The organism is Proteiniclasticum sediminis (assembly GCF_018128025.1).
Classification (GTDB): Bacteria; Bacillota; Clostridia; order Clostridiales; family Clostridiaceae; genus Proteiniclasticum; species Proteiniclasticum sediminis.
In genome coordinates, this window is record NZ_JAGSCS010000001.1 from 39,685 (window position 1) to 60,468 (window position 20,784).

Annotated in this window: 18 protein-coding genes; 12 read left to right on the forward strand and 6 right to left on the reverse strand. The window is 52.3% G+C overall.

Going from position 1 to position 20,784, the window contains the following annotated elements; all coding sequences use genetic code 11:
• Window positions 1-21: 21 nt before the first annotated feature.
• Window positions 22-480: a MarR family winged helix-turn-helix transcriptional regulator gene (locus tag KCG48_RS00195; RefSeq protein WP_211799272.1), complete on the forward strand. Its 459-nt coding sequence runs from the start codon at window positions 22-24 to the stop codon at window positions 478-480.
• 50 nt (window positions 481-530) lie between these two features.
• Here the strand turns inward: KCG48_RS00195 and KCG48_RS00200 are convergent, their stop codons facing one another.
• Both KCG48_RS00200 and KCG48_RS00205 read right to left on the reverse strand, forming a co-directional pair.
• Complete coding sequence (locus KCG48_RS00200; RefSeq protein WP_211799273.1) at window positions 531-2,018, reverse strand: sensor histidine kinase; 1,488 nt, start codon at window positions 2,016-2,018, stop codon at window positions 531-533.
• Window positions 2,019-2,708: a response regulator transcription factor gene (locus tag KCG48_RS00205; RefSeq protein ID WP_211799274.1), complete on the reverse strand. Its 690-nt coding sequence runs from the start codon at window positions 2,706-2,708 to the stop codon at window positions 2,019-2,021.
• Between the two features lie 350 nt (window positions 2,709-3,058).
• On the opposite strand from KCG48_RS00205, the gene KCG48_RS00210 reads away from it, so the two are divergent.
• The 3 genes from KCG48_RS00210 (at window position 3,059) to KCG48_RS00220 (ending at window position 5,790) form a co-directional block, all read left to right on the forward strand.
• Entirely contained in the window at window positions 3,059-4,312 is a 1,254-nt protein-coding gene (locus tag KCG48_RS00210; protein WP_211799275.1) for a C40 family peptidase, read from the forward strand.
• 94 nt (window positions 4,313-4,406) lie between these two features.
• Window positions 4,407-5,546 (forward strand): GTPase, encoded by a 1,140-nt coding sequence (locus KCG48_RS00215; RefSeq protein ID WP_331000361.1) that lies wholly within the window; start codon window positions 4,407-4,409, stop codon window positions 5,544-5,546.
• Window positions 5,547-5,628: 82 nt separating this feature from the next.
• Complete coding sequence (locus tag KCG48_RS00220) at window positions 5,629-5,790, forward strand: hypothetical protein (protein ID WP_211799276.1); 162 nt, start codon at window positions 5,629-5,631, stop codon at window positions 5,788-5,790.
• A gap of 60 nt (window positions 5,791-5,850) precedes the next feature.
• Here KCG48_RS00220 and KCG48_RS00225 read toward each other — a convergent pair whose 3' ends face one another.
• Both KCG48_RS00225 and KCG48_RS00230 read right to left on the reverse strand, forming a co-directional pair.
• Complete coding sequence (locus KCG48_RS00225; RefSeq protein ID WP_211799277.1) at window positions 5,851-6,363, reverse strand: deoxycytidylate deaminase; 513 nt, start codon at window positions 6,361-6,363, stop codon at window positions 5,851-5,853.
• Window positions 6,364-6,819, reverse strand: a complete 456-nt coding sequence (locus KCG48_RS00230; RefSeq protein ID WP_211799278.1) for a GNAT family N-acetyltransferase — start codon at window positions 6,817-6,819, stop codon at window positions 6,364-6,366. It abuts the gene before it with no gap.
• A 118-nt stretch (window positions 6,820-6,937) separates the two neighbouring features.
• Here KCG48_RS00230 and KCG48_RS00235 point away from each other — a divergent pair, with 118 nt between their 5' ends.
• Entirely contained in the window at window positions 6,938-8,395 is a 1,458-nt protein-coding gene (locus KCG48_RS00235; RefSeq protein ID WP_211799279.1) for a phosphate--AMP phosphotransferase, read from the forward strand.
• A gap of 191 nt (window positions 8,396-8,586) precedes the next feature.
• Window positions 8,587-9,936 (forward strand): sodium-dependent transporter, encoded by a 1,350-nt coding sequence (locus KCG48_RS00240; RefSeq protein WP_211799280.1) that lies wholly within the window; start codon window positions 8,587-8,589, stop codon window positions 9,934-9,936.
• A gap of 72 nt (window positions 9,937-10,008) precedes the next feature.
• Here the strand turns inward: KCG48_RS00240 and KCG48_RS00245 are convergent, their stop codons facing one another.
• A complete protein-coding gene (locus KCG48_RS00245) occupies window positions 10,009-11,502 on the reverse strand; it encodes a Ppx/GppA family phosphatase (protein ID WP_211799281.1) in 1,494 nt (497 codons plus the stop codon).
• A 204-nt stretch (window positions 11,503-11,706) separates the two neighbouring features.
• Here KCG48_RS00245 and ppk1 point away from each other — a divergent pair, with 204 nt between their 5' ends.
• Both ppk1 and KCG48_RS00255 read left to right on the forward strand, forming a co-directional pair.
• A complete protein-coding gene (gene ppk1, locus KCG48_RS00250) occupies window positions 11,707-13,812 on the forward strand; it encodes a polyphosphate kinase 1 (protein ID WP_211799282.1) in 2,106 nt (701 codons plus the stop codon).
• A 19-nt stretch (window positions 13,813-13,831) separates the two neighbouring features.
• Complete coding sequence (locus tag KCG48_RS00255; protein ID WP_211799283.1) at window positions 13,832-14,461, forward strand: hypothetical protein; 630 nt, start codon at window positions 13,832-13,834, stop codon at window positions 14,459-14,461.
• Between the two features lie 56 nt (window positions 14,462-14,517).
• Here KCG48_RS00255 and KCG48_RS00260 read toward each other — a convergent pair whose 3' ends face one another.
• Window positions 14,518-15,243 carry a glycerophosphodiester phosphodiesterase gene (locus KCG48_RS00260; RefSeq protein ID WP_211799284.1) on the reverse strand — a complete coding sequence of 242 codons (726 nt, stop codon included), beginning with the start codon at window positions 15,241-15,243 and terminating at the stop codon, window positions 14,518-14,520.
• A 145-nt stretch (window positions 15,244-15,388) separates the two neighbouring features.
• On the opposite strand from KCG48_RS00260, the gene KCG48_RS00265 reads away from it, so the two are divergent.
• The 4 genes from KCG48_RS00265 (at window position 15,389) to rpsA (ending at window position 20,784) form a co-directional block, all read left to right on the forward strand.
• The gene (locus KCG48_RS00265) at window positions 15,389-16,480 is read left to right on the forward strand and encodes a metallophosphoesterase family protein (protein WP_211799285.1); all 1,092 of its coding nucleotides are present in this window, start codon (window positions 15,389-15,391) and stop codon (window positions 16,478-16,480) included.
• Entirely contained in the window at window positions 16,481-18,988 is a 2,508-nt protein-coding gene (locus tag KCG48_RS00270; protein WP_211799286.1) for an ATP-binding protein, read from the forward strand.
• Between the two features lie 109 nt (window positions 18,989-19,097).
• Entirely contained in the window at window positions 19,098-19,517 is a 420-nt protein-coding gene (locus KCG48_RS00275) for a CBS domain-containing protein (protein WP_211799287.1), read from the forward strand.
• Window positions 19,518-19,629: 112 nt separating this feature from the next.
• Window positions 19,630-20,784 (forward strand): 30S ribosomal protein S1, encoded by a 1,155-nt coding sequence (gene rpsA / locus KCG48_RS00280; protein WP_211799288.1) that lies wholly within the window; start codon window positions 19,630-19,632, stop codon window positions 20,782-20,784.

The following is a 20,784-nucleotide window of genomic DNA, read 5'->3' on the forward strand; positions in this document are numbered from 1 at the left end:
ATAGGATGAGAGGTACTAAAGATGATCGATGAACTGAAACTTGAAAATCAGCTCTGTTTTGCAGTGTACGCATTCTCAAGGGAAATCACAAAAATATACCGCCCATTTTTGGAACCGCTGAACCTGACCTACACCCAGTATCTGGTCATGATCGTGCTTTGGGAAAAGGACGGCATCTCGCTGAAGGAACTGGGCAGCAAGCTCAAGCTGGATTCGGGAACCCTGACACCACTCCTCAAAAAACTGGAACTGGATGGGAACATCGAACGAACGCGGGACAAGCGAGACGAGCGCAATCTCATCATCTATTTGAGCCCCAAAGGCCGAAAACTCATGGAAGAGGCCGAGAAGGTACCCAATAACATCGCCTGCAGTCTTCCCTTGGATCTGGATGGCATCGTGGGTCTGCGGGAGCAGATCAAGCTCATCCTGGATCAGCTGGAAAACCAGTCCAAGGATAATATCATCAAGAGTGAATAATACGCATTAAACAGCAGCGCCTGGATTGTAAAATCCAGGCGCTTTATTTCTTACGTGTCTTTCGATGGGGGCTGATCATCGCTCTCGTCATACTCCCGACCGTCGGTGAAGGTGAGGGGAAAGTCCATTTCCTCTTCCAGCTCCGTGGCGGCAAAATCCGTGGAAGGCTGATAGAGGGCAAACTTGACGGTGAACGTGGAACCCTTGCCCAAATTGCTGGTCACATCGATGGTACCGCCATTGAGCTTGACAAAGTTCTTCACAATGGTGAGGCCGATGCCGTTGCCTTCCACCAGTTCCCGGGACTTGTCCACCCGGTAGAACCGTTCAAAGACGTTGGGCAGATCCTCCTTGGGAATCCCGATGCCTGTGTCCTTCACCCGAATGTAGCAATAATCGTCGTCATTGCTGAGCCGAAGGGTAATGGACCCGTTGCGCGGGGTAAACTTGATGGCATTGTGCAGCAGATTTGAAATGACCTGATAGAAGGAGTGTTTGTCCGCTAAAATATGGACGGGGGTATTCTTGGAAAAGATGTACTTAAATTTAATGGCCTTCTCTTTGGTGAGGCCCTGGAAATTGTGGTAGATATCCTGGAGCACCTGACGCACATCCAGCACAACGATTTTGGCCACCATGCTTTCCGCTTCGAACTGTTTCAGGATATTCAGATTGTCGATGAGCTTTCCAAAACGGATGACCTCTGAGTTAAGTCCCTGGAGACGCTCCGGGGTGGCGGGAAGAATCCCGTCGATGATGGCCTCCAGATTGGTCTGCAGGACGTTTAGAGGATTTCTGAGCTCATGGGAGACATCGGTGATGAGCCGTTTTCGAAGCATATCCTGCCGGTCGAGTTTTTCGCCCAGGGAGTTGATGCTCTTTCGGAGGATCTCGATTTCCTTCACATCCACCGTGTCATTGCCCCGGGCGGACAGATCACCCATGGACAGACTGTAGGCCGTCTGGGAAATCTTCTCGATGGGATCTGACAGCTGCCGGGCCACAAAGAGGGCAATGAGGAGAATCACAAACACCGCAATGAAGGCACTGATGAGAATTCCCACGGTGATGGAATTCAGGAAGTTTTCGTCATCCTGGGAGATGACCAAAGGGGAAAACTGTCCGATGACCACATAACCCAGGATTTCATTCTCACTCTTGATGGGAAGCTCATAGGCCACATACTGATCCATGCTGAGGGTGGAATCGGGATTGATTTCCCGGTCCCGGGTCACCAAATTTAAGGGATCCATGGTCCAGATGGGGGTTTTGTCCCAGTTGAGGAGAGAGATGGTAAAGTTGGCGGATTCCGCTTCCCGTTCCACGGCTTTCCCTGATGTCCTTGTCCAGCGGTCATCCTTAATGTAGCTTTCCCGGAAATTGCTGATGATCCGTTCATCCCGTTTTTCCTGATTGATCTTGAGATAATCATTGAATCGGGTATTCAGGGAAAGGTTAATGACGACATAGGCGATGAGCAGGGACAAAAGGGCGCTGATGGCGATGGCAATGGTCAGTTTATACTTAATGGATCTCAACTATTGACCACCACCAAACTTGTACCCCAGCTTAAAGACCGTAATGATATAGGCGGGATTCTTCGTGTCCGCCTCGATTTTTTTGCGGATATTCTTAATATGGACGTCAATGGTCCGGTCCACGCCTTCAAAATCCGGGCCCAGAACCCGATCAATGAGGGTTTCTCGGGAAAGGACAATCCCGGGATTGCTGGAAAGGATGTTGAGGATATCAAACTCGATGGGGGTCATGGCCACTTCCTCGTTGCGCAGCTTCACTTCCCGCTTGTCCCGGTCGATGATCAGTTCGCCATTGTTGAAGGACACGACATTGGTGCTCTCGCTGGTATCCTTGATTCGTCGGAACAGCGCGTTGACGCGGGCCACGATTTCCCGGGGAGAAAAGGGCTTGACCAGATACTCGTCTGCGCCCAGATCCAGACCCTTGATCCGCTCTTCCAGGCTGGATTTTGCCGTGAGCATAAAGATATAGGTGCTGGAGGTTTTTCGGATGCGTTTGCAGATTTCTTCTCCGGAAATATCAGGAAGCATCAGATCCAGAATGACGAGATCAAAAGGGATTTCTTCAAAATACTCCAGGCCCCGGTAACCCCGTTCTGCCGTGTAGACTTCATAGCCTTCCTTGCGCAGATAAGCGGAGATGGCTTCCAGAACGGAGGGTTCATCTTCGATGATCAGGATCTTATTCAATGGATTCACCTCATTTCTTATGAAGTGATTATATCATTACGGCCCTGAGGAATGCAAAACATACGCACTTCTTTTGCCTTGTACCGATGATCTTCAGGAATTTGAATGGAAAATTCATCAATTTCAGCCACCATTCAACAATCCTCCCGGAAGGCGCAAAATATCGTGTTTACCTTGGGAGAATTACTCCGAGCAGATGCCATTTTGGGGAGAAGTTCGCAGAATCTTTAATGAACGATTAACTCCCTTCACAATTCTTTATAACTTCTTCATAAGTAATCGATATAATCCAATCTGTAATTAGTTTGTCATATGTTTATCCGAAACGATAAAACCTTCGGGAGGATGCCATGAAGATTGTAAAGAGCAAAGTGATCGCCGCAGTGCTGGCCACAACCCTATTGTATGGTACAGCCATGCCGGTATTTGCTTCCCCGCTGACCACCGCTCAGCAGGCTGAATTGGAAACTGTTCAGAGTCAGTATGACGCCATCCAGCAGAAAATGGGCGAGATCGATATGGAAATCTCCCTCATTGCCGATGACATCACCAACATCATGATTAAGATTCAAGAGAACGACAGCAATATCGCCCGCATTCAGAGTGAAATTGATGCCAAGGTCAGCGAAATCGCGGCCACCCAGACTCGGCTTCTGGAAAAGGAAGAGGAGTACGGCGACCGGCTGAGAGCCATGTACAAACAGGGCAATTCAGGACTCCTGGATACACTGCTGGGGGCCGAGAGCTTTGCGGATTTTATCGCCCGCACCGACGCCATCATTCAGATCGCCAAGCTTGACCGCCAGATGCTCGATGAGATCGAAGCCATCAAGAACGAACTGGAAACTCAGAAAGCCCAAATGGACGCCTCCATGGCTGAAGTTGTGGCGCTGAAAGAACAGAATGAAGCCAGCCTCAAGGAATTTGAGGGCAAGCAGGCGGAAGCCGATGTGCTCATGGGGCAGCTGGAAGCGGAAGAAGCCAAGATTGTCTCCAACCTTGCCATGGCCGAACTCTACTACATTGGCGACAACGATGACATCATCAATAACTCCTCCAGTTCCGACGAAGCCATTCAGGCAGCTGTCAACGCGCTGCGCGATATCCGAGGAAAGATCATCACCTCCACCACGGATCAAAAAGTCGTGGACCTCATCGAGAAAGGCAAGACCATCCTGAGACAGCGAGAGAGCGCTCGGCAGGCAGAAGCCTCCAAGAACAACAACTCTGGTTCCGTGAACCTTTCCGGTACCGGTGGCGCCGTGGTCTCCTATGCCTACAAGTTCCTGGGCGTGCCCTACGTATGGGGCGGAACTACTCCCAGCGGCTTTGACTGCTCCGGATTCACTTCCTATGTGTACCGTCACTTCGGTGTGAGCCTTCCCCGCACCACAGGCGGACAGGCCACCATGGGCACCAAGGTTTCCTACAATGATCTGAAACCCGGGGATCTGCTCTTCTTCGGAAGCGGAAGAATTTCCCATGTGGGCATCTATGTGGGCGGAGGCAATATGATCCATTCCCCACGCCCAGGTAAGAGCGTCAATGTAATTTCCATCAAGTATTTCAACTTCATCACCGCCCGCAGAATCTTCAATAATTAGTACGCAAGCCCGGTTACCCGGGCTTTTTCATGCAAATTTCAGAAATCTGCGGTATGATGGGAAAAATGAATGGAGAGAGAAGGAGAGATAGCCCGTGCTGGACGTGATGGATGTGGTCAAGGAAATTGTGAATAAGACGGAAGAGGAGATTAAAGCCATGGATCCCATCAATATTCTCCTCATCGGAAAAACCGGAGTGGGGAAAAGCACCCTGATCAACAACATCTTCCGGGAAAATCTCGCCATGACCGGTGTGGGACGACCGGTGACGGAGCATCTGGAAAAGATCTCCAAGGAGGGTATCCCCATTAATCTCTACGACACCCGGGGACTGGAGCTGGACCCTGCGGTCCAGAAAGCCGTTCGCAGCGAAGTGGATGAAGAGCTGGCCCAGATGGCGAAATATGGCGCAGAACGGGACCGGATTCATCTGGTCTGGTACTGCGTCAATACCGGAACCAACCGGCTGGAGTCCTTCGAGGAGGAATGGATCCGGGATTTGACGGCGAAGCTTCCGGTCATTGTGGTCCTGACCCAATCTTTGCAGCAGGAGAACATGGAGCAGCTGAAGACCTACATCGGCTCCCGAAATCTTCCCATCCAGGGGATTGTTCCCGTCATCGCCTCACCCTATGTCATCGGCGGCTTCAGTGTGCCGTCCTTTGGCCTGTCCGAGCTGGTGGATCTCACCCTCCGGGTGATCCCGGAAAATGCGGAACGGGCTTTTATCAACGCCCAGAAGGTGGATGTGCTGAAGAAGGCTGAGTATGCCAAAAAGTGGGCAAAGGGCTTCATTGCAGAAACCTTCATGGTGGGCTTTACCCCCATCCCCTTTGCCGATGCGCCTATTCTGGCCTCCAGCCAGATCGCCATGATCGCCAAGATCACCAGCATCTTCGGCGTTTCCGTGAACAAAGCATTCATCACGTCGGTGGTCTCTTCGGCCGCCGGGGTCAGCGGAGCCGTATACACCGGGCGTACCATCGTGTCCAACCTCCTAAAGCTGGTTCCCGGCGCGGGCACCGTGGTGGGCGGAATCATCTCGGGAGGTACGGCGGCGCTCATCACCACGGCCCTGGCCTATGCCTACATCAATGTCATGGTCCGGGTGGCCACGGCGGAATATCAGGCCCTTCCCATGAAAAACAGCGAAGTCATGGATCTCATGCGCAGTGAACTGAAAAAGCAGATTCAGCGGCTGGAGAAGGAAAAGAAAGAACCGAAAAACGAATAACCTGGACGGGGGGAAGGATATCCCCTATAATAGGTGAATGAACAGACCTGGATCCAAATCCAGGAAAAAGGGGACTAAAATCATGGCAATTACCGCAGAACAAAAGAAGAAACTACAGGAAATTATCGATCAGAAGAAAGCCAAGGGCCAGAAGAAAACAGCGCTGGACCGGCCGGACACCCAGATGGGTTCCACCCGTAAAGCTTTCAAGAATAAGAAGCACGGCGGTGTCTTCGACAAGTAAAAAAAATTCCCCGCAAGGAACCGGAAGCAGTGTAGCCTGCCTGGCCTTCGCGGGGCTTTTTTATGGAATGGATTCGAAATCTTCCACGGGAACTGCCGGTTCCTGGGTGAGCTTGACCACCTCGATCTGGTTGATGTTCATGAGCTCCAGGGCATAGTCGTCCAGGCGGTAATCGTCCAGATAGTAGATGGTCCGGATCCCGGACTGGATGAGGGCCTTGGTACAGTTAAGGCAGGGGAAATGGGTCACATAGATTTTGGAGTCCTTCAGGGAAATGCCTTCCCGGGCACAGTAGGCGATGCAGTTGATCTCCGCATGGAGGGTGGCGATGCAGTGACCATCCCGCATGACGTGGCCGATGTCATCGCACTGGGGAGTTTTGCTTCCCACACTGCCGTTGTAGCCCGTGGCGATGATCCGGTTATCCTTGTTCACGATGACCGCCCCCACATAGGCTCGGTCACAGGAGGAACGCTCCGCCAGCACCTGGGCGATGTTCATAAAATAAGCATTCCAGGACTGACGGATTCGGCGGGGTTTGGTGGACTTAACAATTTCATAGCTTTTACTCATTTACTTCACCTCTTCTTGCAGGATCATTTCCAAATGGGGGATATTGTCTTCCAGGTAGGGCGCTTTTGCCGTGGGCACAAAGCCATGCCGCGCATAGAATCCCTGGGCATAGCGCTGGGCAGAGATGCGGATGGGCATTTCCCCCAGGGAGCTTAGCACCCGGATGCTTTCTCCCATGAGCACATCCCCATAGCCCTGGGAACGATGGCGAGGACTGGTGATGACGCGGCCGATGGAGGCTTCCTCTCCCTTGATGCCCCGCGCAAAGAGACGGGCATAGGCGGCAAGATTTCCCTGATCATCATAAACGAGCACGTGGCGGGCCTTGGGATCATCGCCATCCAGTTCCTGATAAAGGCACTGCTGTTCCAGGATGAATACTTCAATGCGGAGCTGCACCAAATCGTGGAACTCGCCGAGGGTCAGGTCTTCAAAGGGTTTTACGGTAATTTTCATGGGTTTCCTCCCGATTGTTCGTCTAAAATTAATATATCATGTTTTGAATGTTGACAGAATCAAAATGTATCCGAGAAGCGGATATGGTAAAATAAAGCAAAGATTGAGGAGGTGTCCCATGGAAGAAGGCAACAAGGTAAAAAAGTACCTGAAAGAGAAGGAGGGCCTGGTGACCCGGCTGGGTTATCTGCAGCGGATCCTGAAAGAGTACAAGGTGCCGGTGATGATTCTTTTTGAAGGCGTCCATGCGTCAGGAAAAGGACGGCTGGCCAATGAACTTCTTCTGGCCCTGGATCCCCGGTACACGAGGTTCTATGCCACCCATAACCCCACGGAAACGGAGCTTCGCAAACCGTTCTTCTGGCAGTACTTCATCAACACCCCAAGCAATACGGAATTTGCCATCTATTACCGAAGCTGGTACTCCCTCTATATCGCCATGAAAAACAAAATGGTGGAAAACGAGCGCTACAACGGCAACAAAGTCCTCCTGAAGGAAATTCAGGCGTTTGAGAAGACCATGAAAGAGGATGGGGCAGTGCTCCTGAAGTTCTATGTGGAAATCAAGCCGGAAAAACAGAAGGAGAGGCTCCAGCGGATGTATGACAATCCCCGGACCATGTGGAAAGCCCAGGAGTATGACAAGGCCAATGACAAGCGTTACCAGAAGGACATGGAGGAGATCGTGGCTGAGGATGACTCCTGGCATAAAATCCCCTATGAACTCCGGGAAAAGGCCATTAACGATGTGCTTCGCATCGTGGTGGCCCAGTTGGAAGAACGGCTGAAGGAAGAGGAGAAAAAACGGGCAGAAACGCCTCCGCCCAACGACGGATTCTTTGATGGGAGTTTCCCGGATATTCTGACGAAGTATGAGACTTCGGGGGATATCTCCAAGGCGGAATACAAGGATAGACTGGAAATTCTCCAGAAAGAGATGCGGGATATCCAATATACCCTCTATGAAAAGAAAATCCCCCTTCTCATCGTCTACGAAGGCTGGGATGCAGCCGGAAAAGGGGGAAACATCAAGCGACTGGTGCAGCAGCTGGATCCCACAGGGTACGAGATTCACACCACCGCTGCCCCCACGGACATCGAAATCCGTCATCACTACCTCTGGCGATTCTGGCAGAATATCCCTAAAACCGGGCACATCGCCATCTACGACCGTTCCTGGTACGGACGGCTCATGGTGGAGAGGGTGGAAGGCTTTGCGAAAAACAAGGATGTGAAACGAGCCTACGAGGAGATCAATGATTTTGAAGAATCTCTGACCAACTTTGGAGCCATCGTCATCAAGTTCTTCATCCACATCTCCAAGGAGGAGCAGTTGAAACGCTTCCAGGAGCGCCAGGAAGACGAAAACAAGCTCTGGAAGATCACCGATGAGGACTGGCGCAATCGGGAGAAATGGGACCAGTATGTGGAGTCCATCAGCGACATGATCAACAAAACGGACACCGGAAAAGCCCCTTGGGTCATCATCAACGGAAACAACAAGCGCTATGCCCGGATCAAAGCCTTGGAAACCATTCGGGATCTCTGTTACAAGGAGTTTCTCAATGTTCCCTAAGGAAAATCACAAAAAAACAGATTTTAACAGAAGTTAAATTTTTCTGTCGAAAATCATGAACATTGAGAATTTCTAGCTTATTTTCCGAGAAGTCTTGCCATTTATTTTCTGTTCCCTTTATAATGGGACAAGAAATTCAGCAAGGGGCCGATGGTGCATCGAAAGGTTCTGCATCGGCCGAGGAGGAAAAGATGGAAAAAAACCGGGGGACCTGGTCCTCAAGATTTGGTTTTCTCATGGCAGCCGTGGGGTCTGCTGTGGGACTGGGAAACTTATGGAAGTTTCCTTATTTGGCAGGGGAAAACGGCGGTGGAGCCTTTGTGCTGGTGTATATCGTGCTGGTGGTCCTCTTGGGCTTCACCCTCATGCTGGCAGAAATGACCATCGGTCGTCGTGCCCAGTCTGACGCCTATGGCTCCTATCACAAAATCCGCAAGGGATGGGGATTTATCGGCGCGTTGGGGATCCTGGCCGGTTTCCTCATCTTATCCTACTACAGTGTGGTGGGCGGTTGGGTAATTAAGTATATCGTGGCCAGCTTCACCGGCACCGGCGCGGACAAAGCCGTTTATTTCGAGTCCTTCATTGGCGCTCCTGTGGAGCCGGTGATCTATCACCTGATCTTCATGGGGCTCACGGCCATCATCGTCATCCGGGGAATTTCCGGCGGCATCGAAAAGGCGTCCAAAATCGTCATGCCGGCTCTTTTTGGGCTGCTCCTCGTCGTCGTGTTCCGATCCGTGACGCTGGACGGGGCGAGTGTGGGCCTGGAATATTATCTTCGCCCCGATTTTTCCCAGATTACCCTGAAGGTGGTCATCGCGGCCCTGGGGCAGGTGTTCTTTTCCCTCAGCCTGGGCATGGGCATCATGGTGACCTATGGCAGTTATCTCAGCTCCCATGAGGATATGGAGAAGGATGCCTTCATCATCCCTAGCCTGGACTCTCTCGTGGCCATTCTCGCCGGGTTTGCCATCCTGCCTGCAGTCTTTGCCTTCGGCTTTAAACCGACCCAGGGACCCGGGCTTATGTTTGTAACCCTTCCTGCAGTCTTTGACCATATGCCCCTGGGCAGTCTGTTTTCCGGTCTCTTCTTCCTGCTGGTCTTCTTTGCCGCCATCTCGTCCTCCATCTCCCTGATGGAGGTCACCGTATCCTTCGGCATAGATCAGTTCAAGTGGAGCCGAAAAAAGGCTGTGCTCATCTTCACCACCCTCATGTTCCTCATCGGCATCGGGGCATCCCTGTCCCTCGGGGCATGGAAGGGCTTCCAGATTCCCTGGATCGACGGGAAAGCCTACGGGATTTTTGATTTCCTCGATGTGACCACCTCCTACTATCTTCTTCCCTTGGGCGGAATTCTCTGCGCCGTGTTCATCGGCTTTGTCTGGGGCATTCCTGCTGTGGTGCAGGAGATTAAAAAAGGCAGCGCTTTCCGCACAGAAAAATTTTGGACCGTGCTCATCAAGTATGTCGTTCCGGTCCTGGTTTTCCTCATTCTCCTGTCCACCACAGGACTTCTGGAGATAATTCTCAAGTAATTCCTTGTTTCGGATGAAAATGAAGTCCCCGCAAGTTTTGCCATAGTCTGGCAACTTGCGGGGACTGCTGTTTTAGGGAAGAAAGCGGACATCCAGGGTCAGCTTGAAGATGCTGCGGAATTTGGGGAGATAGCCCTTCAGCTCCTCCATCTTGAAGATGGGGTCGGAGGGAGTCTTGCATTCCATGAGCATTCCCGTATCCGTAAGGGTGATGCTCACAATCTCCGTGGCACCGGAAACCCCATGATTCAGGGCTTCGGCGATTTTTATGAGGATCCCCAGCATTTCGATGATGCGCATATCCCGGGTGGAGAGGATCTTTTTGTGGAAAAACTCTTTGAGCAGATCGTTGGCGGAAAATACCGAAGCCGAGGAGGCCGCCATGAGAATCTGCTTTTGGCTGAGCCCGTTGATGGGCGCATTGAGGATGCTGTAGAAGGTATTCCGGTCCCGCTGGAAATAGTTGATGTTCGTCCCGATGTCATAGAGGTACGTGGCGCATTTCAGCACCTTCCCGTTGCCCAGAAGCTGGGGGAAGGACTTACAAAGGGCGGTGTACATGACCCGGACCAGCTGGAAGAGATCCTTGCCCTCGTAGCCCTGATACATATGGTTGGTGATGATGTTGTCCAAAGAGAACTCCAGCACATCGGGGATCCGACGGTTGCGGCCTAAGATCCGCTCAAAGAGCAGGCCATCCCGAATACCGGCATTGGAAATAAAGAGCTTGCGGGAGTTCAGATGGCGCATGAGGGTGTTCAGGGTGGCTAAAGAGCCAATGAAGATATCCTCCCGGTCCCGGCTGAGGCCGTTCACCCGTTTCACGGTGCCTTCCAGGTACTCCCGGATGAGATCGTAGATCTCTGACACGTCCTTCTGGTCCATGCTGTAGTTATGGGAGATGAACATGGCATTGTCCTTGCGGAACCGGTCAATTTTTCCCAAGGTGCGAACGGAGCCGCCAATGCCCACCACGGGATAGTTTCGGGCCCGCTTCAGCCAGGGGATGGCCTTGAAGTTGTCCTTCAGATAACTGATGAGGGCCTCTTCCTGGGAAGGGTTTTCTTTGATGTTGAACTGCTCCGTGAGGACGATGCTGCCAAAGGGAATGGAAATGGCTTCCTGGAGAACCCGATTCTCAATGAGGACAATTTCCGTGCTGCTGCCGCCGATATCCACCATGAGACACTTTTCCAGATCCAGGGTGTTCACCGTGGCATAATAATCGTAAAAGGCTTCCTCTTCCCCGGAAAGGACCCGGATCTCATTGCCTAATGCGGCCTTGGCCCGGGACAGGAACTCATCTTTGTTGGCCGCCTTGCGAACGGCTTCTGTGGCCACGGCGATGACTTCCGTGACATTTTTGGATTCCATGTATTCTTTGAAGTCCTTGAGGACTTTGATTCCGTATTCGATCCGGCCCCGGTGCAAAGAGCCATGGACCATATTCTGGCCGAGTCTTGCGGAATGCCTTACTTGACCCACGACAAAATAGCTTTTTCCCTGGACTTCGTAGATGACAAGCCGCATGGAGTTGGAGCCGATATCAATAATTCCTACTCTCATAGCTCCTCCTTTCAATAAATTTGATTTCTTCTATACCCATTATACAAGTGAAGTTTCCATACCACAATAAAGACGAAGGGGCGGGGAGAAAGAGAAGGCAATAAGAACGGGGAAAAAACATAGGGACCGCGGGGAATAGCGCTGTAAGTTGTACGAATATTAAGATATAATGGATGAAAGCAGAGAGGTAAAGAAGGTGATTTTATGGAAACCTATAAATATGCCCCGAAGGATTTCATCAATCGGGAGCTGAGTTTTTTGGAGTTTAATCATCGGGTGCTGGAAGAGGCCCGGGACAAGAGCAATCCGCTCCTGGAGCGGCTGAAGTTTGCCGCCATCGTGGTGTCCAATCTCGATGAGTTCTACATGATCCGGTATGGCACCCTGTCGGATCAGATCCATGCCAAGATCTACAAACGGGATTCCTCGGGGCTCACCCCCAAGGAGCAAACCCTGGCCATCAACCGCCGCACGAGGGTTCTCCTGGAGGATCTCTACACCCATCTCAATACAGAGATGAAAAAGGATCTGGAGGCCGTGGGACTGGAATTTATCCCCGGAAACCGACTGGATGACCGGCAGCGGGCCTATGTGGATGAGCTCTATGGAAAGAGCATTTATCCGGTGCTCACCCCCATGGTGGTGGATTCTACCCGGCCCTTTCCACTGGTGACGTCGGATACCCTGAACATCGCGGTGCTTCTGGAGGAAAAGCTTTCGCCCGAAAAGCATCACGTGGGCACCATTCAGGTGCCCAAGGTACTGGACCGCTTCCACTATGTCCCCAGCAGCAGTCCCACCAAGCGACAGTTTATCCTGCTGGAGGAGATCTTAAAGCTGAAAATCCCGGAGCTCTTCAATGCCTTCAACATCCTGGGCATGGCCTGCTACCGGGTGAGCCGCAACGCGGACCTGGAGTACAACGAAGACGAGGCGGATGATCTTCTGGAAGTGATTAAAGAGACCATCAAGCTACGGAAATGGGGCAATGTGATCAAGCTGGAGGTGGAAACGGCGGTGAGTGCCGAGCTTCTGGAATACCTCATGGACGAGTTTGAGATCACCCTGGACAATGTTTTTCGCATCAGCGGTCCTTTGGATCTGTCCTTTCTCCATAAGCTCAATCGGGTGCCCGGCAATGAGGAGCATCGCTTCAAAGAGATTGTGCCGCTGCCGGTACCGGAGCTTCTGGCCTATGAGGATCTTTTCCAGGCCATGAGTCATAAGGATTTTCTTCTCCATCATCCCTATGACAGCTTCAGCACCATCATCAAGCTGGTGAAGGATGCCGCAGCAGATCCCCAGGTGCTGGCCATTAAGCAGACCCTGTACCGGGTATCCGGAAATTCGCCCATCGTCAAGGCTTTGGCTGAAGCAGCGGAAAATGGGAAACAGGTAACTGTACTGGTGGAACTGAAGGCGCGCTTTGATGAGGAAAACAACATCAACTGGGCCCTACGGCTGGAAAAAGCCGGCTGCCATGTGATCTACGGTGTTTCGGGACTGAAAACCCACTGTAAGGCCCTCCTCATCGTCCGCCGGGAGAATAACGAAATCAAGCGCTATTTCCATGTGGGCACCGGAAACTATAACGACGTCACGGCGAAGCTCTACACGGATGTCTCCCTCATGAGCAGCAACAAGGATCTGGCCGATGACATCTCGGACATCTTTAACCGCCTTTCGGGGCATTACCGCTATGACCGCATGCGGCTGGCCACCCTGGCCCCCGATGAGATGCGGGGCAAGTTCACCCAGCTCATCGAAAATGAACGCCTCCATGCAAAAAGTGGCAAGAAAGCCCTGATCATCGCCAAGATGAACTCCCTGGTGGATAAGGACATTATTGAAAAACTCTATAGCGCTTCTAGGGATGGGGTAGAGATTCAGCTCATCATTCGGGGAATCTGCTGCCTCCGTCCGGAGGTTAAGGGGCTCAGCGAAAACATCCATGTGCGGTCCATCGTGGGTCGCTTCCTGGAACATTCCCGGATCTTCTATTTCTACAATGAAGGGAAAGAAGATATCTTTATCGGCAGTGCCGACTGGATGGAACGGAACCTGAACACCCGCATTGAGCTCCTGATCCCCATTCTGGATGAGGACTGCAAACACAAAGTAAAAACCATTCTGGATTACAATCTAAAAGATAACGTCAAATCCCGCATTCTGGGCGGAAATGGAATCTATCGCCGTCCTTCGGCAAAAGACGGTCACTTCAATGGTCAAGAGGAACTTCTGGCCAGAACCCGCAAAAAGTTCGACAAATACAAAAAGCGCCTGGCCAAGGCCAAGACGCAGGAGCTCTAAGGAAAAGGGGGAAATATCCATGAAGATTAAGGTGAACTCAGAATATCCCGAGTTTGAACGTCTAAAGCAGCAGCTGGAAGGAGCTCATCCCGATCTGGTGCTCAAGGCCAAAGAGCGAAAATGGGGCTTGGAGCGCCCCTCGTTCAAATGGAAGAAAACCCTGTATGAGTTTGAAACCCTGGAGGAGCTTCTGGCGGAAGTGGCGAAGCTTTTCGCGGATTCCGGGGCAAAGGGCGAGGAAGAGGAAGAACTGGTACTGGAAATCCCTGTGGAGAAGTACCATCTCCACGATCTCAATATCCAAATTCGGCTGGGAAAGCACGGCGAGAAAAACAGCACTTATGAAGCGGAGGAACAGACCCTTTATCCGGAGCCGACGGAAGGAGAGGAAGCCGAGCCCGATTCGGACTTCCCCGACGAGGATGAGGAAATCGGACTCACCAGCTATAACGATGATATTGTGCTGAATCTTCCTGCCGAAAAATACAGTCTTCAGGATTTGCGGCTGAAAATCAAGTTCACGGACTTTGGAGACAGCAACTCCACCTATGAAGTCCGCAATACCCCGGAGGAATCCCCGGAGAGGGAAGCCGCCGAGGAGGAGCCCGTGGACCGGGGAACGGAAATGGGCCCGGAAGAAGGCATCTAAATCCCATAAATCACAAAAGCTGCCCCAAAGGCAGCTTTTTCACGGGCTAAATCCGGTCAGCGGAAGGCATTTCGAAGAGCGACAAGGTTTTCGGGATCATCGGTGATGATGCCATAAACCCCGGACCGCAGGAACATCCGTGCTCGTCGGGGATCATTGACGGTCCACACATGGACCTTGACGCCGGTGGCCTGAACTTCCCGGATTTGGCCGCGGGTCAGTACCGTATGGCGCACATGGAGATATGCTGCCCCGCTTCGCCGAGCAAAAGCCCCAGGGCGAAACAGGATTCGGCGGGTGAGAAGGGCGGTGGGAATCTCCGGGGCCATTAGGCGGCATTTCTCCAGGGATGGACCGTGAAAGGAAGAGAGAATGATCCGGTGGGTCAGTTCGTATTTCCGGACAAGGGCAATGACCTTTTCTTCCATGCCGACATAGGGAAGCACGTTGTTTTTCAGCTCCAGGATGGCATAGATCCCCGAAGACTGCACCAGCTCCAGGCATTGGGCAAGAAGCGGGACCGGCACAAATCCATACTGGGGAAAGAGCTTTCCCGCATTGAGGATTTTCACACGATCTGCCACCTGATCCTGAAGCAGTCCCTGCCCATTGGTAGTCCGCTCCAGGGTCTCATCGTGGAGAACCACCAGTTCCCCGTCCTTCGTCATTTGCACGTCCAGCTCAATGCCATCACACCCCGCTTCGATGGCTTTTTGAAAAGCCAGCAGGGTATTTTCCGGATAGTGCCTGCTGTATCCCCGATGGGCGACGATCATCGTCATGGATCCACCTCCTTCCGTTCTTTCTCCCATGGTACCATAGGCGGCTCCCCGGGGAAAGGGGACCCCAAAACCAAGCCCTGTGGGATTTCCCGCCGAGGACATCTGTGTTATAATAAAAACGAACTGCAGTTCGAGGAGGGGTTTTATGCGTTCGGTAAAAATCGTGCAGAGCGGAGATTTTCATCTCGACAGTCCGCTGGTGCTCCATCATCTGTCTTTTCGCCAGCAGCGCCGTGAAGAGCTGCTTTTGGCGGTCCGCCGTCTCGTGGATTACGCCCTGAGTGTTCAGGCGGATTTGCTCCTCCTGACGGGGGATCTCTTCGATTCTGCCCGGGTTACCCGGAATACCTTGGATTTTCTTCATCGGGAGTTTTCCCGATTCTCCGGAAGAATCTTCATTACCCCCGGAAATCATGATCCCTATACGCTGGAGAGCCCCTATACCACTGATCCTTTTCCTCCCAACACCCATGTTTTTGGGGACTATGAGGAGGTTTATCTGCCGGAGCTTCACTGTGTGGTCTGCGGGGAAGGTTTCCGGGAAGCGGTGGTGACCCGGAATCTTCTGGAGAGAATCTCTGCGCCTTCCACTGCCCCCATTAAAATTCTTCTGCTCCACGGAGAAGTGACCACAGGGGCCAGCCGCTACAACCCCATGACCCGGGAAAGCCTCCGCAGCAGCGGATTCAGCTATGTGGCCTTGGGTCATCGGCACGAGTACAGCGGCATCCAGCGGGAAGGCACCGTTTCCTATGCCTATGCGGGAATCCCCGAAGGCCGGGGGTTTGACGAGCTGGGCGAAAAGGGCGTCATCACGGGAGAAGTCTTTGCCGATGGGGTGAATCTGAAGTTCCAGAAGCTGGCCCAGCGAACCTACGAAGAGGTCCCCGTGGACCTCACCGGCTGCCTGACCCATCAGGAAATGCTGGACCGGATCCTCATCGCCGGGAAGAGGGCGGATACCATTCCGAAAATCCTGCTTCGTGGGGAACTTCCTCCCTATGCCATCCTGGACGAAGCTCGGCTGGAAGGGGAGCTCTCGCGCCATCTGGAGGAGTTTTCCCTGGTGGATCTCACCCAGGTGGAAAAAGAGCAGGATCCCGTCATGGCCGGGTCTTTGAAAGGGATCTTTCTCTCGGTCATTAAGGAGCGCCAGGCTAAAGGGGAAGGGAATCCCCGGCACTGGGAGGAAGCCCGAAAGATGGGGCTTCGGATCTTGAGTCAGGAGGAGTTTTAAATGCAGATCAAAAAGATTCATATTGACCGCTTCGGAAAGCTCCGTGATCAGTCATTTACCTTCAGCAGCGGCCTTAATGTGATTTACGGCCCCAACGAAGCGGGAAAGAGCACCCTGCAGAATTTCCTCTTTTCCATGTTCTATGGGGCCAGTGCCAGTAAAAAGGCTCAGGTGGAGGGGGTTCGAAAGAAGTATCTCCCCCGGGGCGAAGAATATACCTTTGGGAGCATGACCCTGGAGCTGGACGACAAGACGTTCATTCTCGAACGGAAAATCGGGGCCAAGCGTAAAGATGACTTCTTTCGCGCTTATGAGGGGGACAGCTACACCCAGACACCTTTGGCGGAGACCTTGGGAAAGGAGCTTTTTCAGCTGGACCATGAAGGTTTTCTGAAGACCCTGTGCATCGGTCAGAGCCGGACCGTGTTTTCGCCAGAGAAAGACGAAGGACTTACCACCAAGCTCACCAATCTCTTGGAAAGCGGGGATGAGGAAGTTTCCTATACCAAAGCCATGGAGAAGATCCGGGAAGAAATGAAGCTCATCCAGGGTGTCCGGAAGACGGGCCGGCTGGAAGAAGTCCATGCCCAGCTGGCAGCACTCCACGAAGAGCTGGGGGAGAGCCGAAACATGGAGAGACGAAAGACCGAGCTTCTCCAAACCGAAAAGAAACTGGAGGAATCCCTGGGGAAGCTTCGCCACCGGCGGGCAGAACTTCACCAGCTGAAAGACAAAATTCAGCTCTACCAGGTGAAGGATGAATTTTTAAGGCTGAAAAAGAATCTGGACGAGCTCCATCGCCTAGGGGAAGAGCGGCAGCAGGATTTTCATCCGCTGTCCACAGAAAAGATCGCAGAGCTGGATCATCTGGCCGATGATATGGAGGATCTGCAGGAAGAAATGGCGGAACAGGAAGAAACGTTAGCTTCCCTGAAGCGAGAAATCCAGGAGCTGGACCTGCTTTTGGATACGCAAAAAGGGTACAGCGAAGTTTCCCGGGCAGAAATTCTGGCCCTGATTTCCCTCCAAAGCGAAGAACTGCTTCTGGAGGAAAAACTGCGCTATTTCGGAGATTCTTCCCCCCGCGAGGAGCGGCTCCTGCTAAGGCGGGACGAATTGAAGGCTGTACTGGGCCGGTATGAACGGCTTTTGCGAAAGCTGAAGCCGAAGAAAACGGGACTTCTGCTGGGGATGCTTCTGTTCCTGGCTGGAACCCTCTACAGCTTCATCGTGGTGAAGGAAAGCCTTCTGGCTGTTTTGGGGGTGGCCCTGGCCCTGGTCTATGGGGCCCTTTACAGCGCGCTTCAGAAAAAAATGCTGCGCCGCAACTTGAAGAAGGCCGATGAAATGGAGGTTCAGGTGGCGGCGTTAGCCCGGGAACTGGGCATGGACCCTGAAGAGATCGTCCGTTCCAAAAAGCTCATCGATGCCATCCCAGAGGATCAGGAAAAGGAACGATGGGAGACTCGGCTTCGGGAACTTCGCGGGAAGAAGGATCGCCTCTTTCGCCTCACGGGAACAGGCTCCGTGGAAGAGCTTCTTCAAGGGGAAGAAGGCTATCGGCGAACCCGGGATCAAAAAAACGAAAAGCTCACGCTCTCCGCATCAAAGCGGGAGCACCTGAACCATTTGGAGCAGGCGATGGCGCAGAAGTCAAATCTTCTGCGCCAGCATCTGGAAAATCTTGGTTATGGCGATGCGTCCAGGGATCCCGTGGAGGATCTTTTACACTACAAAGGCCAAGCGGAGAGGATGCGGGATCTGCAGGTGAAGGAAGAGGCGCTGCGCTTTTCCCTGGCGGGGATCATCGGGGATCGGTCCGAGGAGGAAGTGAAGCGAGAACTGAAACTTCTGGAAGAACTGGGCTGGGATTCCCCACGGGATCAGCGGGATCTGGAACAGGAGGAACGCCAGCTGAGCGAAGGGGAGCGGGAAATTCTGGAACAGCAGCACGAACTTCGGATGGAACTGGCTTCCTTCAAGTTTCGGGATTCCCTCTATGTGGAGGATGCCATCCTCAGCCTTCAGGCGGAGGAGGCCGAGCTGGAAGACCGCCTGGCCATCCTGTCTTTAACCATGGAGCTGATGCAGGAATCCTATGACCGCCTGCGCCTAGGGTATTCCGCTTCGCTCAACGCCAAGGTCACCGGGATTTATGAGGCCATCACGGGCATGGATCGCACGGTGAAGGTCACGGACCTTTTTTCCATGAACTTTGAGGAAAAGGGGGCTCTCTGGCGGGAAGATCTTTTATCCACCGGTGCCCTGGATCAGCTGTATCTGTCCCTTCGCTTGGCCATGGCTGAGCAGATGTTTGGAGAAGAAAGGGTTCCGCTTCTCTTTGATGAACCCTTTGCCGGATTTGACCGGATGCGACTGGAGCGAACCCTGGATTACCTGGTGGAGCTCAGCAGCCGGTTCCAGATCTTCCTCTTCACCTGCCACGAGCGGGAGATGGAGCTCTTGGGCGAGCGGGCCCATGTGCTTCATCTGGAAGGTCCACGGTAATCCAAGAGTTGTGAAGTCAGGGGGTTTTCCTCCTGAATACGGTTACACTTTCCGAAATTGTGTTATAATAAAAGTGGAACAAGAATACTGGAAAAGGGGTACTGTGAATATGAACATTGCTTTTTTTCTTACACCAAAGTCCGAACTGATCTATGAAATGGCCGATTCGACCATGAGACAGGTTCTGGAAAGAATGGAGCACCACGGCTATTCGGCGATTCCCATCATCGATAATTATGGGAAATACATCGGAACGCTCACCGAGGGTGACCTGCTTTGGAAGATTAAGAATACTCCCGGACTGTCCTTTCGGAACACCAGCAAAGTCCTGGTCCGGGATATCGAACGGAGAAAAAAACACGAGGTTGTGACCATCAACGCAGACATCAACAACATCATCATCCTGGCACAGTCCCAGAACTTTGTGCCGGTGGTGGACGATGAGGGCATCTTCATCGGAATCATCAAACGGGGCGACATCATCGATTACTGCTACAATCTCATTGCAGACAAGAAAATGATTATCTAGTGCTGAAGTCTCGGAAAGCTGAAGAAACTTCAGCTTTTTTATGCTAAAATGTCGATAATGGAGTGCTGCAAGGCACCGAAAGGAGTAACGACGCTTACGTCGTGTGAGAATTATGGATGAAAATAAATTTCAAGACATCTCCATGGAAGAAGCCATGGAGAAATTTGCGCTAAACAAAGTCAAGGATGGCGATATTCTGGAAGGAACGGTCATCAAATCCAGCAAGGATGAGGTGATTGTCAATATCAACTACTTCGCCGATGGCGTAATTCCCCGGGAAGAACTGACCCAGGACCATCACGAGGACATCACCGAAACCTTCCAGCCTGGAGACAAACTGAAGGTCATCGTCCTCAAGGCAGACGACGGCGAGGGCAATGTCCTCTTGTCCAAGCTGCAGGCCGAGGCCATGGTTTCCCGGGAAGATGTGGAGAAGGCTTTCGAAGAAAAAACTCCGCTGAAGGTGAAGCTCACGGAAGTGGTCAAAGGCGGGCTGCGGGTGGCCTATCATGGTTTGTCCGGATTTATGCCGGCTTCCATGGTTTCCGATAGTTATGTGGAGGATCTCCAGGCTTTCGTGGGGAAGACGCTGGATGCCTTAGTGGAAGAATATGATGAAAACGACCGAAAACTCATCTTTTCCCGTCGGGCGTATTTGAAGAAGATTCAGGAAGGGCAAAAAAAGACCCTTTTGGCAGAAATCCGCGAGGGACAGACCCTGGAGGGAACTGTGGCCAATCTGGCTTCCTATGGCGCCTTCATAGATTTGGGCGGTCTTGTGGGACTGGCGCATATTTCGGATCTTTCCTATGGCCGAATCAATCATCCCAGTGAAGTTCTGGCCATCGGCGATACCGTGAAGGTCCATGTGCTGAAAGTGGATCGGAAGAAAGAGAAGGTCTCCCTGTCCTTAAAGAGCACCGAGGATGATCCCTGGAAGCGAATCCGGGAAATGGAAGTGGGCAAGATTTATGATGCCACGGTGAAAAAAGTCATCGACGCCGGTGCCATCGTCCAGATCGACGGGGGTGTGGATGGACTGGTACACCTTTCAGAGCTGTCCAGCGAACCCGTGACCCAGGCTTCAGAGGTGGTGAAAGAAGGACAGAAGGTTCGCGTCAAGCTGCTGAATATTGACGAAGACCGCAAGCGTGTAAGTTTTTCCATGCGCGATGCCAAAGAAGAGTCCGCAGGATATTTCGAAGAGGACACCGTGACTCTGGGCGATCTGTTCCAGGGACTCATGGACAAGTTCAAGGAGGATTAA

What these genes read in the sequence shown, in the direction of transcription:
- KCG48_RS00270 (WP_211799286.1), top strand. Translation starts at nt 16,481, where the DNA reads ATGCAGATCAAAAAGATTCATATTGACCGCTTCGGAAAGCTCCGTGAT.
- KCG48_RS00230 (WP_211799278.1), bottom strand. Translation starts at nt 6,819, where the DNA reads ATGAAAATTACCGTAAAACCCTTTGAAGACCTGACCCTCGGCGAGTTC.
- KCG48_RS00235 (WP_211799279.1), top strand. Translation starts at nt 6,938, where the DNA reads ATGGAAGAAGGCAACAAGGTAAAAAAGTACCTGAAAGAGAAGGAGGGC.
- KCG48_RS00225 (WP_211799277.1), bottom strand. Translation starts at nt 6,363, where the DNA reads ATGAGTAAAAGCTATGAAATTGTTAAGTCCACCAAACCCCGCCGAATC.
- KCG48_RS00220 (WP_211799276.1), top strand. Translation starts at nt 5,629, where the DNA reads ATGGCAATTACCGCAGAACAAAAGAAGAAACTACAGGAAATTATCGAT.
- KCG48_RS00260 (WP_211799284.1), bottom strand. Translation starts at nt 15,243, where the DNA reads ATGACGATGATCGTCGCCCATCGGGGATACAGCAGGCACTATCCGGAA.
- KCG48_RS00195 (WP_211799272.1), top strand. Translation starts at nt 22, where the DNA reads ATGATCGATGAACTGAAACTTGAAAATCAGCTCTGTTTTGCAGTGTAC.
- KCG48_RS00245 (WP_211799281.1), bottom strand. Translation starts at nt 11,502, where the DNA reads ATGAGAGTAGGAATTATTGATATCGGCTCCAACTCCATGCGGCTTGTC.
- KCG48_RS00255 (WP_211799283.1), top strand. Translation starts at nt 13,832, where the DNA reads ATGAAGATTAAGGTGAACTCAGAATATCCCGAGTTTGAACGTCTAAAG.
- rpsA (WP_211799288.1), top strand. Translation starts at nt 19,630, where the DNA reads ATGGATGAAAATAAATTTCAAGACATCTCCATGGAAGAAGCCATGGAG.
- KCG48_RS00210 (WP_211799275.1), top strand. Translation starts at nt 3,059, where the DNA reads ATGAAGATTGTAAAGAGCAAAGTGATCGCCGCAGTGCTGGCCACAACC.
- ppk1 (WP_211799282.1), top strand. Translation starts at nt 11,707, where the DNA reads ATGGAAACCTATAAATATGCCCCGAAGGATTTCATCAATCGGGAGCTG.
- KCG48_RS00265 (WP_211799285.1), top strand. Translation starts at nt 15,389, where the DNA reads ATGCGTTCGGTAAAAATCGTGCAGAGCGGAGATTTTCATCTCGACAGT.
- KCG48_RS00240 (WP_211799280.1), top strand. Translation starts at nt 8,587, where the DNA reads ATGGAAAAAAACCGGGGGACCTGGTCCTCAAGATTTGGTTTTCTCATG.
- KCG48_RS00275 (WP_211799287.1), top strand. Translation starts at nt 19,098, where the DNA reads ATGAACATTGCTTTTTTTCTTACACCAAAGTCCGAACTGATCTATGAA.